Source organism: Sporosarcina ureae DSM 2281 (genome assembly GCF_000425545.1).
Taxonomy (GTDB): Bacteria; Bacillota; Bacilli; order Bacillales_A; family Planococcaceae; genus Sporosarcina; species Sporosarcina ureae.
Genome location: NZ_AUDQ01000002.1, coordinates 260712 through 274014, shown reverse-complemented (window position 1 = coordinate 274014; position 13303 = coordinate 260712). Strand labels below are relative to the sequence as shown.

The following is a 13303-nucleotide window of genomic DNA, read 5'->3' as shown; positions in this document are numbered from 1 at the left end:
TTTCATTAGTTAGTTAGTTATTTACACAAAAGCTAGAAGTGCCTGAATTCCAATTATAGAAAGTACTAGGAATACAACGATTGTGATATAAGATACGATTTTTTGTGATTGTGGTGATTGTGCAATTCCCCATGTAACACAGAAAGACCATAGTCCATTTGCTAAGTGGAATGTAGCAGATAGAATACCTAGGATATAGAATACAAGCATAAGTGGATTCGATAAGATATCGGCCATCATGTTGAAGTCTACTTCAGCTCCAAGTGCTTTTTGAATACGAGTTTCGTATACGTGCCAAGCAATGAAGATGACAAGGAATACCCCAGTGAAACGTTGGAGCGTGAACATCCAGTTACGGAAAGTACTGTAATGGCCCACGTTGTATTTCGCTGAAAACGCTATGTACACTCCGTAAAACGCGTGGAACATGAGTGGAATGTAGATAATAAACCATTCCAAGAAAGATACAAACGGCAAGTTCCCCATAAAATTAGATGCTGTGTTGAATGCTTCCTCACCGCGTGTTGCAAAATGGTTAATTACTAAGTGTTGGGCAACAAATAGTCCAACTGGAATTACACCAAGCAACGAATGTAGACGGCGTAAGAAAAAATCTGTTTCTTTCGACAAGTCTTTTACCCTCCCTTATTTCTGAGATTATACTGTCGTGATGCGGTTTCTTTATCTAGTTCGCATTCACCAGTATCTCTCTTCATGGTACAATATGATAACATGTATATTGTACTCCTCTGTATTGGACAGGTCAAGACGCTGTGTACTTTTTATAGTAGATTATGATTTTTCTAAAAACGTCGAATAACACTTTGCTTTTCCTATGATCCGACAATGCTTGACATAGTTTGAAGCCCGTAGAAATTAGGGTTTGAGAAATTTTCATTTCTTATTTCTACATTACTCAACTCATTTATTCATGAAATTTACGCTTCTCAGTTAATTAACTATTTATTCTAATAAAATGCATTAGAAATCAAGCGCCTGCCAATAATATGGTGAAAAAGCATTATATGTCAATGAAAGCCCCTCGACTTTATTGCTCAGCAAGGGGCTTTTCGGATGTTTCAGGTTGTTGGAAATGTGCAAGTAACTCATCAGCTACTTTTTTTGGCATCCCCGCTTCTTTTAATTGTTCAGGTGTTGCTTCGCGAATGGCTTTCACGGTTTTAAAGTGTTTCAATAATTGCTGTTTACGTTTCGGTCCAACACCTTCAATTCCATCCAGTGAAGAAGTTAGTGAAGAGGCTCCCCGCCGCTGTCTGTGGAACGTAATAGCAAATCGATGGACTTCATCTTGAACACGTTGCAATAAATAAAATGCTTCACTAGTTTTCTTTAACGGGACAATTTCTGGCGGATGACCGTACAGCAACTGTGCTGTATTATGTTTATCATCTTTTGCCAACCCAGCTATCGGAATGGAGAGGCCTAGTTCATCCTCTAACACTTCCCGAGCAATTTCCATCTGGCCTTTTCCACCATCAATAACAATTAAATCAGGTAAAGGCAATTGATCTTTTAATACACGTGTATAGCGTCTTCTAACGACTTCACGCATCGCACCATAATCATCATGTGCTGCTGCCGTTTTAGTTTTATACTTCCGGTAATCTTTGCGATTAGGTCTTCCATCTACAAAGGATATCATCGCGGATACCGGTTCCACGCCATGTGTATGGGAGTTATCAAACGCTTCAATGCGAAGAGGCGTACTGATATTCATAGCTTCTCCAAGTTCTTCACATGCACCAATAGTACGTTCTTCTTGGCGCTCAATTATTTGGAACTTAGCGTTCAATGCAATGGACGCATTTTTAGCAGCCAGTTTAACAAGATCTTTTTTCTTTCCACGTTGTGGTAGTAGCACATTCGTATCGAGCAATTGATCTGCTAACGCAAAATCAACGGTTTCAGGAAGAAGTACTTCTTTTGGCAATAAATGGTGAGCTTCTCCATAGAAACGGCCCAGATACGTTAGTAATTCTTCTTCAGGATCCTGATAAGCTGGGAAAATGGATACATCCCGCTCTATCATTTTACCTTGTCTGACAAAAAACACTTGCACGCACATCCAGCCTTTGTCAACTGCATAGCCAAAAATATCACGATCTGTAAAATCATTCGCATTCATATTCTGCTTTTCCATAACGGTTTCAATATTGGTAATTTGATCACGATATTCTTTCGCTCGTTCAAAATCTAATTCTTCCGCTGCTTCGTTCATTTTTTGTTGAAGTTCCTTTTTTACTTCCTTATAACCGCCATTTAGGAATCGAGTAATGTCTGCAATCATTTCGGTATATGCTTCGGCAGGCACTTCTTTAATACAAGGCGCCAGACATTGACCGATATGATAGTACAAACACGCCCGCGTAGGGATACTTTGACATTTACGGTATGGATATAAGCGATCCAGTAACTTTTTCGTTTCATGTGCGGCCGTAGCATTAGGGTACGGTCCGAAGTATTTACCAGATTTTTTATTGACTTTGCGTGTAATGATCAACTTTGGATGACGTTCATTGGTAATTTTCAAGTAAGGATATGTTTTGTCATCTTTAAGCATAATATTGTATTTAGGATCGTATTTCTTAATCATGTTTAATTCTAAAATCAATGCTTCAATTTCAGAATTGGTCACTATATATTCAAAGTCTTCTATTTCTCCGACCAATCGCTGTGTTTTGCCATCATGGGAACCCGTAAAATAGCTACGAACACGGTTTTTTAACACTTTTGCTTTCCCGACATAAATGACAGTACCTTGACGATCCTTCATTAAATAGCAACCCGGCAATTCGGGGAGAATTGAAAGTTTATGTTCAATGATTTCATTCATTATTTTCACCTACTAAAAGACCGGGCTGCTCTTGCGGCCCGGTCTCTTCTATTTATGCATGTTTTTCTACTAGTTGTGCAAGTGCTTCTTTTGGTTGGAAACCTACTACCTTTTCAGCTACTTCTCCATCTTTAAAGAGAAGTAATGTTGGGATCGACATGATACCGAACTGGCTAGCAGTTGCTTGGTTATCATCCACGTTTACTTTTACGATGTTCGCTTTACCTTCAAGTTCACCTGAAAGTTCTTCAAGGACTGGAGCGATCATTTTACATGGTCCACACCAAGGTGCCCAAAAGTCCACTAGTACTACGCCTTCTTTTACGTTTTCAGCAAAGTTTGAATCAGTTGCATTAATAATTGCCATTCTTATTTCCTCCTTAGTCTTTAACTATATTCGTATTGTATCATGGAGGTAAAGAAGGAGCTAAAAAAATGCCTGTATCAATTAATTAGCTGACTTTGATCTTTTGAATTTCTTCAATCATGATCGGAATGATCTCGAAGATGTCACCTACGATACCGTAATCTGCAATTTTAAAGATGTTCGCTTCGGGATCTTTGTTGATTGCCACAATGACTTTCGAGTTGGACATACCTGCTACGTGCTGGATCGCTCCAGAAATTCCAGCTGCGATATATAAGTCGGGTGTAACAACTTTACCCGTTTGTCCAATCTGTAGTGAATAGTCACAGTAGTCTGCGTCACATGCTCCACGTGAAGCACCGACTGCACCGCCTAGAAGATCAGCCAACTCTTTTAAAGGTTTAAATCCTTCGGGTCCTTTGACTCCACGGCCACCCGCTACAATTACTTTCGCTTCAGACAAATCTACGCCTTCTGTTGATTTACGTACTACGTCTTTGATAACAGAACGAAGATTCGCAATTTCTACAGTTTTCGCTGTTACGTCACCTGAGCGGCTAGCATCATGTGCTAACGGCTCAATATTGTTTGGACGAATTGTGATAAATTGTAAACCTTCTTTAATTTCTACTTTTTCAAATGCTTTACCAGAGTAGATGGGACGGATGAATTCTGCATCGTCGCCTTCTCCTTCAATCTTTGTCACATCTGAAATTAATCCAGTACCAAGCTTACTTGCAATTTTGGGTGATAAGTCTTTCCCCATAGCTGTGTGTCCAAATACGACACCGTCGGGAGATTCGTCACCGTAGACTGCTAGGAACGCTTGCCCAAAGCCGTCTGGTGTGTAATGCTTCAAATGTGGGTGCTCAACCGTTACTACACGATCCGCCCCATAATGAATCATTTCTTCGCCAAGTGACTGAACTTGATCCCCTATAAGAACTGCGACAACTTCTCCGCCGCCTGAAATATTCTTTGCTGCTGCAATTGTTTCAAATGATACGTTACGTAGTTCTCCATCACGTGCTTCACCTAAAACCAACATTTTCTTTGACATAATGTAGTCCCTCCTAAGTACAGTTCTCTATATGAATTAAATTACTTTCGCTTCGTTACGCAATAATTTTATAAGTTCAGCCGCTTGATCTGCTGGCTCTCCTTCAAGTACACGCCCTGCTGCTTTTGCAGGTGGTAAGAAGACTTCCTTAGTTTCCGTCTTCGCCTCTACGTCATCTTCGTCTAGGTCTAGATCATCGAACTCTAGGTCTTCAAGAGGTTTCTTCTTGGCTTTCATGATCCCTGGCAAAGAAGGATAACGTGGTTCGTTCAGACCTTGTTGTGCTGTGACAAGAAGTGGCAGGGATGTTTCAATAGTTTCCGAATCCCCCTCTACGTCACGTACAACGGTTGCGTTCGTTCCGTCTATCGTTAATTCAGTAATTGTCGTGACATAGTTAATGCCTAGCAATTCTGCTACACGTGGTCCTACTTGACCTGAGCCACCATCGATTGCTACGTTACCAGCTAGAATCAGATCAGCATTTTTATCTTTTAGGTAATCTGCAATGACTTTTGCAGAAGTATATTCGTCGATATCATCTATGTCATCTTCAATATTGATCAGGACTGCTTTATCTGCACCCATTGCCAATGCTGTACGTAATTGTTTCTCGGAATCTTCGTCTCCGATTGATAATACAGTTACTTCCCCACCGTGTTCGTCACGTAGTTTAATAGCTTCTTCTACTGCGTACTCATCGTATGGGTTGATGATGAATTCTGCACCATCTTCAGCAATGGCACCGTTTGAAATTGAAATTTTTTCTTCCGTATCAAATGTTCTTTTTACTAATGCATAAATGTTCATTAATAGAACCTCCTATTCGATAATTACTTCCCGTTAAATGTAGGTTGACGTTTTTCAATAAATGCTTGAATACCTTCTTTTGCATCTTCAGAGACGAAAACTTCTCCAAATGATTTCGCTTCTTCTTCTACACCCTCGTAGAATGACTGATCTTTTGAGTACGAAAGCATACGCAAAGCATGCTTCACTGCAATCGGGCTCTTTTGAGAAATCTTCTTCGCTAGTTTCAAAGTTTCAGCTGAAAGTTCTTCGTCTGAATATGCATGATTTGCAAGTCCCCACTGTACTGCGTCTTCACCTGAGATTGGATCGCTAGTTAACATTATTTCTGCTGCCTTCGCTACACCAACTAGGCGCGGTAAACGTTGCGTACCTGCAAATCCAGGAATGAGACCTAGTTGCAATTCAGGCAAGCCTAGTTTCGCACTCTTCGTAACCAAACGGATGTGGCAAGCCATGGCAAGCTCTAAACCACCGCCAAGTGCTGCTCCATGAATGGAAGCGATTACAGGTTTAGGGAAATTCTCTAAACGCTCGAAAACTTCTTGTCCTTTACTAGAAAGCTTCGAGAACGCTGCCCCTGTGTCAACTGTTGTGAATTCTTTAATGTCGGCACCCGCTGAGAAGAATCGACCTTCACCGTATAGAACCACAACGCGAACATCGTCGTCGTGCTCTACGCTAGTTAACAGCTGATCTACTTCTTCAATCAATTTCGAAGACAGTGCGTTCGCCGGTGGATGGTCAATTTTCGCTAATGCGACATGTCCGTCTTTCTCTAAGTTAATCAATGTCATCTACTATCTCTCCTTTAATGCAATACTTACTGAAGTTTGTAGCCATGCAATAACATGTCACTAACTTTAGGCGCTAATCTAATTAAGTTAAATTTCTGTTCGTTCATCACCCAAGAGGTAATTGTCTCGTCCATCGTGCCAAATAACATCTGCCTTGCTAGTCTAAGGTCAAGATTAGGAGACAACTCTCCTTTCTCTACCCCTTCTTCGAGCAAAGTATCCAACAAAACCATATATTCTTTTAACACATTATTGATTTGGAATCGCAGATCTTTATTTGACTGTCTGAGTTCCAATTGTGTGACGATCGCTAAGTGAGGATCTTCTTGTAGTACGGTAAAATGATTTTCTACAACCAATTGCAATTTTTCTGCTATAGGAAGATCTTTTTTTAGTATTTCTTTAATGTTCTCTACGAATATTTCCATTTTTTCTCTGAATACAGATATGAGGATGTCTTCTTTATTTTTAAAGTATAAATAAATCGTTCCATCCGCAACTCCAGCTTCCTTAGCAATTTTCGAGACTTGCGCTTGGTGGTACCCATTCTCCGCAATAACAATTACTGCAGCATCTACAATTTGTTTATATTTAGGTTTTGTTCGCTTCATTAATGTTTCACCACCAAAAAGAAAATATGAATGATGATTCATTCATATTTTCATGTTAATATTCTTTTAGGTTATAGTCAAGCATTTTGTTACGAACTTTTTAATGAATTTTGAACTTCCGTTAATTTCTTTCGCTCTTCCTCTACTAATGTTCTACGCAAAATTTTACCTACTGCTGTTTTAGGTAAATCTTCACGGAAATCATAATGCTTCGGCACTTTAAATGCAGCAAGTTGCTTTCTGCAATACGTATCTAATTCTTTTTCCGTTATGGAATATCCTTCTTTTAAAACAATATACGCTTTAACTGTTTCACCACGATATGGATCTGGTACACCCGCCACGATACATTCTAGAATTGCTGGATGTTCATACAGGACTTCTTCAATCTCACGTGGATAGACATTGAATCCACTTGCGATAATCATATCTTTTTTACGATCGACTACATAGAAGTATCCGTCCTCATCCATATACCCTAGATCTCCTGTCAAAAACCATCCATTGCGGAATGATTCCTTTGTGTCGTCAGGTCTATTCCAATAACCTGTCATGACTTGAGGACCTTTTATCGCAATCTCCCCAATTTCTCCTACTGGTAACGGTTCTGATGAGCCTGGTCCAAGCACACATCCATCCGTATCAGGCCACGGAACACCGATAGAGCCACGCTTTTCTAGTCCATCCCACACAAAGTTCGCCATAGCAACTGGAGATGTCTCTGTTAAGCCATATCCTTCTACAAGTTTCCCACCGGTTACCGCTTCAAATTTTTCTTTCACTTCAATGGGTAATGCGGCAGATCCACTGATACAAGCTTTAATAGAAGACAGATCGTATTTCTCCAAATCAGGATGATTTAACAGGCCAATATAGATTGTGGGTGCACCTGGGAATAGAGTAGGTTTTTGTTTATCAATATCTTTCAATGCAGTCTTAAAATCAAATTTAGGTATCAACACCATTTTATGACCTTTCATTACGGCGAATATTAAGACCGTTGTCATTCCATAGACATGGAAGAAAGGTAGAATTCCCATGATTGTTTCTTCGCCATCCGTCGTTTGGTATAACCACGCACTACACATTTCAGTATTGCTGATTAAATTGGAATGCGTCAGTTCTACGCCTTTTGGCGGTCCTGTCGTTCCTCCAGTATACTGCAATAATGCAATATCACCTTTCTCATAAGCTATATGGATCGGATCGGGTTTTGTTGATTTCATTATTTCAGTATATACATGATGAATGCCACGGTGTTCCACTTTTACAGCCAACTTATGTTCTTTCTTCTGAATGAAAGGATAGACTAGGTTTTTGGGGAATGGAAGATAATCTTTAATTCCCGTAATGATAATATTTTCAATCGCAGTCCCATTCATTGCTTTCGTGACCCGGGGGAACAAGATATCAAGCGAAATAATCGCTTTTGCACCCGAATCAGAAAGTTGATAGTGCAATTCGCGCTCTGTATACAATGGATTAGTCTGGACTACTATTGCACCTGCATAGAGAATTCCAAAGTATGCGATGGCGCTTTGCGGACAGTTCGGAAGCATGATGGCTACACGATCACCTTTTACGACTCCCAATTTTTGCAAGTAGCTAGCAAATTTTAGAGCAGACTCGTGAAATTCTTTGAACGTGATGTCTTTCCCCATAAAATGAATGGCTGTGTTATTTGAATATTTTTTGCTAGACCTTGTAAGATAGTCTTGCAATGGAATATTTTCGTATTCTAAAGAAGTCGGAATTTCTTTTGGATATGCAGCAAGCCAAGGTTTATTTGTCATCTTTACAACTCCTTTACGTTAATGTAATTGTTAGAACATTCCTTATTCATTAGTATATCGATAAACTAATTAGTTTACAAGATAAATATGAAAGCGCTTTATTCCCTTGCATACGTACCTCTTAGTTTATGTGAGAGTAATTACTTTTATTCATTTTTAGAAATAGAAAGGCTGAACATGGGATATAGGTGGGGATTTCCGCATCAGAGGGGAAGCGAGAGATGGGTAAGCATCCGCCAGCTGAAACTTCCATTCTCTCTCACTTACTACTTACCTATTTTCTGTTTACAATTGCTCTCCACCATTTCAAATATTAAAAAACACCAAGACCGAGGTCAAGGTGTGTTGTTAAAGAGCCAGTATACTCCCACGAGGACGAAGAGTACACAGACTACTAATAGTATCTTAATTAATCTTTCCATAATATGCGGTCTCCTATGAAATACTGGCGCCGATGACGAATGACAGACCTACCGAAATGCAGAGCGAGATGAAGCCGACGGAGCGATTGTCCGCTTGAATCTCTTCGTCCACCTTAAACTTCGGCGTCAAGAACTCGAACAGCAAATAGGCAAAAACGAGGAGGACGAAACCGAATAAGCCCCAGCCCATCATTTGTGGCAGGCTATTATGCTGCTCGATAGAATAGCGGAAAATATTAGCGACACCAAATATTTTTCCGCCAGTCGCCATCGCCACTGACAAATTCCCTTTGCGGATCTCTTCCCAGTTTTTATATTTTGTTACGATTTCAAATAGCACCATTGATACAATCAAGCACAGTGTAACGACACTGAAATACCCGGCCGTTTCAACTAATGGATGACTCCAAAATCCCGTATGATTCATCACGCTACACCTTCTTTATATTCTCTTGCTTGTCATACGGTCCAAGCAGTTGAAAGGTTTCATTTATTTTAATTCTACTACGGTAACGCCACTTCCGCCTTCGCCTGCTTCACCAAAGCGATAGGATTTCACGCGTGAATGTTTTTTCAAATATTGTTGAACACCTTGTCGAAGTGCTCCCGTTCCTTTACCGTGAATAATGTTCACTTGATGGTAGTTGGATAATAACGCATCATCAATGTACTTCTCCGTTCGGGCAAGAGCATCTTCATATCGTTCACCACGTAAATCGAGCTCCATTTTGACATGTTCGGAACGCCCTCTTACTGCTGAAACTGTGACATGTTTCTTTTCTTTTTCAGGCTTTGTATATTGCAATCCGGATTCAGATAATTTCATCTTCAAAATACCAATTTGAACGATCCATTCTTTGTCTGATACTTTTTCGACAAGAGTTCCTTTTTGTCCGTATGCGAGTACTTTCACTTCGTCCCCTTGTTGTAATGGACGAGGTCCTGCTTGAGCTTTAATGGTTTTCTTTTTCTTCTCTTCAGGCGCAGCGCCTTCCAAACGTTTTCGGGCTTCGATTAACTCATGCTCCTTAACGCTGGCTCCCGCATTCATTCGTAGAGCACGCAAGTCTGAAATAACCGCTTCGGATTCAGTTTTGGCTTGATCCACGATTTTTTTCGCTTTCTCTTTGGCTGCTTCCGTTAAACGGTCTTTTTGCTCTTCGAATTCCTGTAATTTATCGTGTAATTCTTTTTTTAGTTTCTCTGTTTCGAGAAGTACGTCATGAGTACGCTCTGCATCTTTTTCGGATTGTACACGGCTCGTTTCAAGAGAAGCAATCATGGAATCTACTTCCCCTCGATTTTCTCCGGTGAAACCTTTTGCACGGTCTATTATGTGACTTTGCAAACCTAAACGTTGTGAAATTTCAAACGCATTACTTCGTCCTGGCACTCCGATCAACAAACGATAGGTAGGACTCAATGTATCAATATCGAATTCAACACTTGCATTGGCTATACCAGGTCGGTTAAAGCCATACGCTTTTAGTTCCGGGTAGTGAGTAGTTGCCATCACACGTGCGCCAGTACCGTGCACTTCATCCAAAATGGATATAGCAAGCGCAGCACCTTCTTGAGGATCTGTCCCGGAACCTAATTCATCGAATAATAATAGAGAACGTTCATCGAACTTCTTCAATATATTAACAATGTTGACCATATGAGATGAAAATGTACTCAAGCTCTGTTCGATCGATTGCTCATCGCCGATATCTGCATAAATTGAATCAAAGACCGCAATTTCAGAGCCATCGAGTACCGGAATTGGCAAACCTGATTGTGCCATCAAAGTACAAAGACCAACTGTTTTTAGCGTAACTGTCTTACCGCCTGTATTTGGACCCGTGATAACAATTGTTGTAATATCGTCGCCAAATTCAATCGTATTTGCTACCGCTTCATTAATCGGTAGAAGTGGATGACGCGCTTTAGCAAGGCGCATATAACCATTTGCATTCACAGCTGGTTTCGTACATTTATTCGCAGTACCGTATTTAGCTTTTGCTAAAATGACATCAACTTCTGCCAATAACTGCACTAAGGTGAATAGTTCATGGGCGATTTCCTGAACACTGGCAGATAAGGCAAGCAAAATCTTTTCAATTTCTTCCTGCTCTTTAACTTTCAGTTCACGAATCTCGTTATTCGCCTGCACGACTGCATCTGGCTCAATAAACAGCGTTTGGCCAGATGATGACATATCGTGAATTACACCGCCATAGTGAGAGCGATATTCTGCTTTAACGGGAATACAATACCGATCATTTCGCATCGTGACGATTGCGTCAGACAACATTTTCGATGCGTTTTTCCCTCTCGTATAACTTTCAAGACGTTCACGCACACGACTTTCTTGGATACGTAAACTTTGGCGAATCGAACGTAACGCGGATGAAGCACTGTCCATTACTCGACCATTATCATCGATTGCTGCATTGACTTCATGTTCAATTGCTGTTAGGATCGGCATCGCTTCCTTACGTGCCATTAAATGAGGAATAGTAATCTCGCCTTCAGCCGTAACCGCTTCTAAAAACTGACGAAGAATTCTGCTAGCACGGATGGTATCGGCAATTTCCACTAGTTCCATTGCGCTTAACATGCCGCCAATTTGCGCTCGTTTAGCGTGGGATCTAATATCGTGGATTCCACCCATCGGTACATTCCCGCGGATTCGTAAAAGTGCCAATCCTTCGTCTGTTTCCTCAAGTAACCGATTGACATCTTCAAGACTTTTTGAAGGTACTAACTGCTCTATATGTGCTCGGCCCGCAATGGACGTACATTGTGCCGATACTTGTTGAATGATTTTATCAAATTCAAGTGTTTTTAAGACACGCTTTTCCAATGTCTTACACTTCCTTTCATCTACGGATCACTTTCTCAATAAATGTTTCAAGGCTCCACGTGTTGACTACCTGTTCAGCAGCTAGCCAAGCTTTTTGTGCGTATTCTACGCCAATCGGCATAATATCAAGTTGTTCTATCGCATGCGCATCTGTATTAATTGCAATATTGACACCAGCTTCTATTGCTTGAATTACGTGTTCTGTACGCAAATCCAAACGATATGGGCTTGCGTTCACTTCCAATATTTTACCGTATTCACTTGCCCATTTGATGAGCTGCTCGATATCCGGATTATACCCTTCACGTTGACCAATAATACGGCCTGTCGGGTGGGCAATCATGTGTACGTGCGGATTTTTACACGCGGCATGCAAACGCTCCATTATTTGTTCTTGTGGTTGATTGAAACTAGAGTGAATGGACGCAATGACAAAGTCCAATTGCTCTAGAATCTCATCTTCAAAGTCTAATTTCCCATCCGGCAGAATATCCATCTCAGTTCCGCAGAATACTTCAATATCATCATACTTCATGTTCACTGCACGAATTTCTTCTATTTGCTCCAATAAACGCTCAGGTGTTAAACCATTTGCTACTTTTAAATAATGCGAATGATCAGTGATGACCAAGTGTGAATAACCTTTTGCACGACAGGCTTCTACCATCTCCTCTATGGAATGACCGCCATCTGACCAAGTGGTGTGCATATGCAAATCGGAACGAATCAATTCAGGTGTGACAAGTTTAGAGATTTCTTCTGCTCGATCAAGCTCCGTTCCGTCTTTACGAATACTTGGTGGAATGAATGGCAAATCAAAATGGGCAAAGAACTCCTTTTCACTAGAAAATGTCTGCACATGTCCTGTTTCATCTTCTACACCGTACTCACTAATTTTTTGTTTGCGATTTTTAGCCAACTGACGCATCCGTATATTATGCGCAGCAGAGCCAGTAAAGTGATGAAGTGCTGTCGCGAATTGGTTTTCCGTGACAAAACGAAAATCTGCATCGATTGGATTTTCTGTATCAAGTGAAATCGACAGTTTAGCATCGCCCGCTGCAATCACTTTTTCGATCGGTAACGCAGCCAAGATTTTTTCACGAACGATTTGCGGTTCGTCCGTTACGAGAATCCAGTCCACATCTGAACTTTCTTCTTCGCGCCTGCGATAACTCCCTGCTACTTGATACTTTTGAATCTCATGGATCAACTCTAATTCAGCCTCAACGATCTCAACGACTTTTGTCACTTGCCAAATCGGTGTCTTACCTGAACGATTTGCAAGTATTTCAATTTCACGCAATAAGTTTTCTTCTGTCTTTTTACCGAATCCCGGAACTTTGCTTACCTCTTGTCTTTCGCAAGCTGCTTGAAGCGATTCAATCGAATCTATACTTAACACTTCACGTAGTTTGGCTATTTTCTTTCCGCCGAGTCCAGGGATATTCAAAAGAGGGATCAAACCTTTCGGAACTTTCTCTTCAAGCTCCGTCAATACATCAGAAGTCCCTTTTTCCATTAAATCAATAATAACCGCACCGGTACCTTTACCGATTCCCTTCAATGACAGAATATCATCCATCTCAGCGAGACTTCTTGTGTCCAATTCTAGAGTCGAAGCGGCTTTCCTAAATGCAGCTACCTTAAAATGATTTTCTCCAAGTAGCTCCATATATAATGCAATCTTTTCAAACGTACGGATTATCGTCTTTTTATTCAAGTCAGTATCCTCCCCACT

At 40.6% G+C, this 13303-nt stretch carries 11 protein-coding genes; all 11 read right to left on the bottom strand.

What is annotated here, in order from left to right:
- Nucleotides 1-21: 21 nt before the first annotated feature.
- The 11 genes from H605_RS0103685 to polX all read right to left on the bottom strand — a co-directional run bounded on the left by H605_RS0103685 (nucleotide 22) and on the right by polX (nucleotide 13285).
- Nucleotides 22-630: a succinate dehydrogenase cytochrome b558 subunit gene (locus H605_RS0103685; protein WP_029052962.1), complete on the bottom strand. Its 609-nt coding sequence runs from the start codon at nucleotides 628-630 to the stop codon at nucleotides 22-24.
- A 418-nt stretch (nucleotides 631-1048) separates the two neighbouring features.
- Complete coding sequence (gene uvrC / locus H605_RS0103680) at nucleotides 1049-2854, bottom strand: excinuclease ABC subunit UvrC (protein WP_029052961.1); 1806 nt, start codon at nucleotides 2852-2854, stop codon at nucleotides 1049-1051.
- Nucleotides 2855-2906: 52 nt separating this feature from the next.
- Nucleotides 2907-3221: a thioredoxin gene (trxA, locus tag H605_RS0103675; RefSeq protein ID WP_029052960.1), complete on the bottom strand. Its 315-nt coding sequence runs from the start codon at nucleotides 3219-3221 to the stop codon at nucleotides 2907-2909.
- Between the two features lie 85 nt (nucleotides 3222-3306).
- Nucleotides 3307-4281, bottom strand: a complete 975-nt coding sequence (locus H605_RS0103670; RefSeq protein ID WP_029052959.1) for an electron transfer flavoprotein subunit alpha/FixB family protein — start codon at nucleotides 4279-4281, stop codon at nucleotides 3307-3309.
- A 36-nt stretch (nucleotides 4282-4317) separates the two neighbouring features.
- A complete protein-coding gene (locus H605_RS0103665) occupies nucleotides 4318-5091 on the bottom strand; it encodes an electron transfer flavoprotein subunit beta/FixA family protein (protein ID WP_029052958.1) in 774 nt (257 codons plus the stop codon).
- 23 nt (nucleotides 5092-5114) lie between these two features.
- Nucleotides 5115-5888 carry an enoyl-CoA hydratase gene (locus H605_RS0103660; RefSeq protein WP_029052957.1) on the bottom strand — a complete coding sequence of 258 codons (774 nt, stop codon included), beginning with the start codon at nucleotides 5886-5888 and terminating at the stop codon, nucleotides 5115-5117.
- Between the two features lie 26 nt (nucleotides 5889-5914).
- Entirely contained in the window at nucleotides 5915-6499 is a 585-nt protein-coding gene (locus tag H605_RS0103655) for a TetR/AcrR family transcriptional regulator (RefSeq protein ID WP_029052956.1), read from the bottom strand.
- Between the two features lie 89 nt (nucleotides 6500-6588).
- Nucleotides 6589-8292, bottom strand: a complete 1704-nt coding sequence (locus H605_RS0103650; protein WP_029052955.1) for an AMP-binding protein — start codon at nucleotides 8290-8292, stop codon at nucleotides 6589-6591.
- A 435-nt stretch (nucleotides 8293-8727) separates the two neighbouring features.
- Nucleotides 8728-9141: a DUF350 domain-containing protein gene (locus H605_RS0103645; protein WP_029052954.1), complete on the bottom strand. Its 414-nt coding sequence runs from the start codon at nucleotides 9139-9141 to the stop codon at nucleotides 8728-8730.
- 63 nt (nucleotides 9142-9204) lie between these two features.
- Nucleotides 9205-11562: an endonuclease MutS2 gene (locus H605_RS0103640; protein WP_029052953.1), complete on the bottom strand. Its 2358-nt coding sequence runs from the start codon at nucleotides 11560-11562 to the stop codon at nucleotides 9205-9207.
- Nucleotides 11563-11578: 16 nt separating this feature from the next.
- A complete protein-coding gene (polX, locus tag H605_RS0103635) occupies nucleotides 11579-13285 on the bottom strand; it encodes a DNA polymerase/3'-5' exonuclease PolX (RefSeq protein WP_029052952.1) in 1707 nt (568 codons plus the stop codon).
- Nucleotides 13286-13303: the final 18 nt, after the last annotated feature.

Bases quoted from the DNA above. Each gene is read 5' to 3' on its own strand.
- uvrC (WP_029052961.1), bottom strand. From the start codon at position 2,854: ATGAATGAAATCATTGAACATAAACTTTCAATTCTCCCCGAATTGCCG.
- trxA (WP_029052960.1), bottom strand. From the start codon at position 3,221: ATGGCAATTATTAATGCAACTGATTCAAACTTTGCTGAAAACGTAAAA.
- H605_RS0103670 (WP_029052959.1), bottom strand. From the start codon at position 4,281: ATGTCAAAGAAAATGTTGGTTTTAGGTGAAGCACGTGATGGAGAACTA.
- H605_RS0103665 (WP_029052958.1), bottom strand. From the start codon at position 5,091: ATGAACATTTATGCATTAGTAAAAAGAACATTTGATACGGAAGAAAAA.
- H605_RS0103660 (WP_029052957.1), bottom strand. From the start codon at position 5,888: ATGACATTGATTAACTTAGAGAAAGACGGACATGTCGCATTAGCGAAA.
- H605_RS0103655 (WP_029052956.1), bottom strand. From the start codon at position 6,499: ATGAAGCGAACAAAACCTAAATATAAACAAATTGTAGATGCTGCAGTA.
- H605_RS0103650 (WP_029052955.1), bottom strand. From the start codon at position 8,292: ATGACAAATAAACCTTGGCTTGCTGCATATCCAAAAGAAATTCCGACT.
- H605_RS0103645 (WP_029052954.1), bottom strand. From the start codon at position 9,141: ATGAATCATACGGGATTTTGGAGTCATCCATTAGTTGAAACGGCCGGG.